The sequence below is a fragment of the Arthrobacter sp. SO3 genome (assembly GCF_020532825.1).
In the GTDB taxonomy this organism is placed as follows: domain Bacteria; phylum Actinomycetota; class Actinomycetes; order Actinomycetales; family Micrococcaceae; genus Arthrobacter.
In genome coordinates, this window is the sequence record NZ_MQTS01000068.1 from 1 (window position 1) to 3,479 (window position 3,479).

4 protein-coding genes are annotated in these 3,479 nt (G+C 54.3%); 1 reads left to right on the forward strand and 3 read right to left on the reverse strand.

Annotated elements, in window-relative coordinates; all coding sequences use genetic code 11:
* Window positions 1-70: 70 nt before the first annotated feature.
* Genes BJQ90_RS07360 through BJQ90_RS07370 form a run of 3 tightly spaced genes read right to left on the reverse strand, consistent with a single transcriptional unit; the run spans window position 71 to window position 1,511 of the window.
* The gene (locus tag BJQ90_RS07360; protein ID WP_226759645.1) at window positions 71-328 is read right to left on the reverse strand and encodes a hypothetical protein; all 258 of its coding nucleotides are present in this window, start codon (window positions 326-328) and stop codon (window positions 71-73) included.
* Window positions 329-335: 7 nt separating this feature from the next.
* Window positions 336-1,109 (reverse strand): hypothetical protein, encoded by a 774-nt coding sequence (locus BJQ90_RS07365; RefSeq protein WP_226759646.1) that lies wholly within the window; start codon window positions 1,107-1,109, stop codon window positions 336-338.
* 3 nt (window positions 1,110-1,112) lie between these two features.
* Window positions 1,113-1,511 carry a hypothetical protein gene (locus tag BJQ90_RS07370; protein WP_226759647.1) on the reverse strand — a complete coding sequence of 133 codons (399 nt, stop codon included), beginning with the start codon at window positions 1,509-1,511 and terminating at the stop codon, window positions 1,113-1,115.
* Between the two features lie 1,710 nt (window positions 1,512-3,221).
* Between BJQ90_RS07370 and BJQ90_RS07375 the strand changes: the two genes are divergently transcribed.
* Window positions 3,222-3,413: a hypothetical protein gene (locus BJQ90_RS07375; RefSeq protein ID WP_226759648.1), complete on the forward strand. Its 192-nt coding sequence runs from the start codon at window positions 3,222-3,224 to the stop codon at window positions 3,411-3,413.
* Window positions 3,414-3,479: the final 66 nt, after the last annotated feature.

The window sequence follows — 3,479 nt, forward strand, 5'->3', positions numbered from 1 at the left end:
ACCAGGGCGGGCGCTACCGTGTTCCCGGAATCGTGCTACCAACTGTCCAGACTCGCGCTACCATCAAGCGCTACTCGCCAATTTGGTTCTCGTGTCGCCTTTCTTCTTTGGCGGCTGCGGTGCGGGAATTGTTTCGGGCTGCTAGGGCAGCAGCCGTCATACGGACCGGAGCCTTGGGCTTTGCTTGCGCCGCGAGGACAAGGGCACGGTCCTGTTCAGAGAGCCCCTTTGGCCCTGACGGAACAAGCGGTGCGGCTTGGCGTTCCTTCTGGGCATCCATGTGATTCTCGAGCGCGATTCGATCCTGTTCGGACAGTTCGTTCGTCATAACTTCCTTAGAACGGGCATCCGTCATCAATAACGACAACGGGGCGGCTAGTAGTGGTGGTGAGTGTGGCTGAGTGCTCGGCGGCTTCAACTAACGGGCGTGGCATGTAGGGATCGCTTGTATCAAGTGGCGCGGCGTAGTCATCAACAGGTTCTTCCGGAAAACCAAAGTCAGGCATGTCATCCGGAGTGTAGGCACTGATTTCATACTCAGTCTCAGTTGCTGATGTGTTGTTCTCTGCTGCTGCTGGTTCAAGGATTGCGGCTTCCGCTGCTTCACGGATGTCGCGGGCCTTCTTGGCGTCACTCGAAACCTTGGCAAAGCCGGTTAGACCAGCCTGCTTCGTAGGACGCCTGAAGTTCGGAACTTTGGGGAACGGCAGCGCGGACAGCCTGCCAGCCAGCCGGAAATCGATGAACTTCTTCGCCCTACTCAGTTCAGTAGCAACCGGGGCGTAGCGTGTAGCGGTTCCGGGCTTGCCGTGCACAAATGTCCACAGACCAGTTGCTTCAAGTTCCTTCAAATATTGAGCAACAGCGTTTCGTGTATATCCGGTTGCGTCGGCAATCTGTCGCTGGGTTTCGTATGAGTAGCCCTTTTTAGAGTTGTAGCGTGATGCCAGACGAGCAGCGATGTGAGCCGCACCGGGACTTGAGTATGTCTGATACTCGGCAACATAGTCGCGGAGTTCCCAACTTTTTAGTTTGCGTGGTTCTGCCGATAAAGTAGGGGGGACGCTTTCTGGGAGGTCGGCATCGTTTGAGGGGTGGATAGCATTCATGTGTTATTTGCCCATCCTGTTTGCAAGGATGGCGTCGATAACGCGCTGGCTGGGACGGTAAACAGTTGCGCGGGTTCCCGTTCCGGCAATGATTTCCCACTCGCCACTTTTGCGTATGGCGCGGTTCGCCGCTTGGATGCTTCCCGCATGGCAACCTACAATGGCGGCGAGTTCGCTCCGCCCCTGTTCCAGATAGACCGTGTAGCCGCCGGTCGTATTCACTAGATTGTATTCGTGTGCAAGGATCAGTGCGGCTTTGCGTGTCGTGCCTTTAAGAACTGAGTTGGCGATGATCCAGTGAGCGAACTCGTTCGCTCCGAACATCGCGTATTCATAAGCCGCGGGGGAGAGCACTGCGTTCTCTCTCGCTGCTCGTTTTTCTATCGGGGATGCCTGTGTCATGGTGCGCCTTTCCGTAGGGGGGTATTTTTTCTACTACCCTCTCTATCGGCACAAAAGTTTGATTCACTCCTCACTATTTTTCGGCGCTCTCATCCACCGTTCCTGTCCCTCGGCGCGGAACACTGGAAGTGGGAGGAGACTACATGTGAAAACATGTGTTCTCAGATGTACACATTCCCTGTGGTTATAGTTCAGATGGTTCTGTAATCCCGAGGCCCAAGATGGCTCTCTAAGGCTGCGTCATTACAGGAGTGGGGGATTGGGCGTGTGGAGTCCTTGTAGCCTGTCAGGAACCAAGGTGGCCTTTACTGCGGTACAGCCGCCCATTTGTCTGAGGCATCTTTTGAGGAAAACATCGTTCTCCCTTGCATACATACAGAAGAGATTGCTTCATAGGATGATGGCATGTTTCATGCGCTCGGTTTGTCTTTTGCTTTTTTGAATTTCGATTGAAGGAAGATTAGTTGGGAGACGACCCCGGTGTTTCTTGACCTGAACCTCCAACTTGCGCGCCCTATGTTAGTTCCCAATTTATCGAAAAATCATCGTTTGAAAAGCGGTACACATGTTTACACTATAAAGTCCGTACCTCGCCAGCCGTCCGGGTCGTATTCCAGATAATCTTCTTTTTCCCTCTCTCTTTCGAAAAGAACCAATCCAGAGGCCAAAGGTCCCGGCCCTACAAAAACCAACCAACTCACACTTTATCTTTCTCTCTACCTTTATGGCGCATACTATGGGCCAGTCACGGACCCATAGTATGGGCCCGCGGGTATGAATGGATGGCCCATACTATGGTCCAACGACCGTAATCATGTAAAGCATTCACTGGCCCACGCTATGGGTCGGGTAGTAAATGGGACTTGGCCCATAGGATGGGCCGATTGGTACCCGGAAGAATAAGCCGAGTTCCCTCATAACATGAGCCAGTGGGCACCCGCGTCTGGGCAGGAAGCGGCCCAGCGGACGGGCTGACTGGGGCATAGATAGGCCCAGTGGATGATGTTTCCGACCCAGACTCGGTGGGAAGTTCACGCCAGTAGCCCCTCGATCACCATTCAAATTTAGATACGCGGGAACGCCCCAACCCAATCCAGCACCCGGCTCTGCCATGCCAAATACCGTCCCGGACTTCCATCGTGGCTGCGTGGCTGTCAATAAGGGTACGAAACCTCTGCAGGCAGCTGTCGCACATTGCTTCATGCAATCATGCTGCAGTCAATGGAGCCGCGCGCACGGTTATGGTTCTGTGATATTGTCGCGCGATGGTCAGACTTATCAACAGAGGGTGCATATAGGCCCGCATATGGGCGGTTATGCGGGGCTAAATCATTTGGGATCGAAACCGCAACAGTTCTGCACGGATCATTGACTTCTCAAGGTGCTTATGCGTTCCGAGGACAATGCAATCACGGGCGCAACCACAAGCCAGCAGGGAGGACTGATCCTTTCGGGGTCGGGAAGCAGCTTAGAGAACGGTTCCGAAAAAGGGACAGGATGACAGTCCTGCCTACAAATGTGGACAACAAAGGGTCCGTAGTCCTGATGAATACGGGGGCCTGTGTGTTCGATCAGAGTAGAAACTTCTCGGTTCGATCATTACCGCGCCGTTGCCCTTATGAGGGCTGCGCTCCCGTGGGCAGAAGATACGGGCTGATTCAACCGATACAGAAGGGAGGGGACCAAACCAACGGAAAGGAACCACAACCCATGAGCACCAACAAAGAACGATTCAACGACGCATACGCGGCTGCCATTTCCCATCTGGGCGGAATCAGCACTACCGATCTTCCAGCACTGGAAGATTGCCTCGCTGACCTGTATAAAGCATGTAATCCCTTGGCCTACGATCCGAGTAACCCTGCCGCGATATTCACGCCCGCCCAGTACCAGGGCTCCTGACATGGGGATTCGGGGGCTGGCCGGGTTTCCCGGATTGGCGGGGATTTTGCGGGTCCGGGGTCTTTT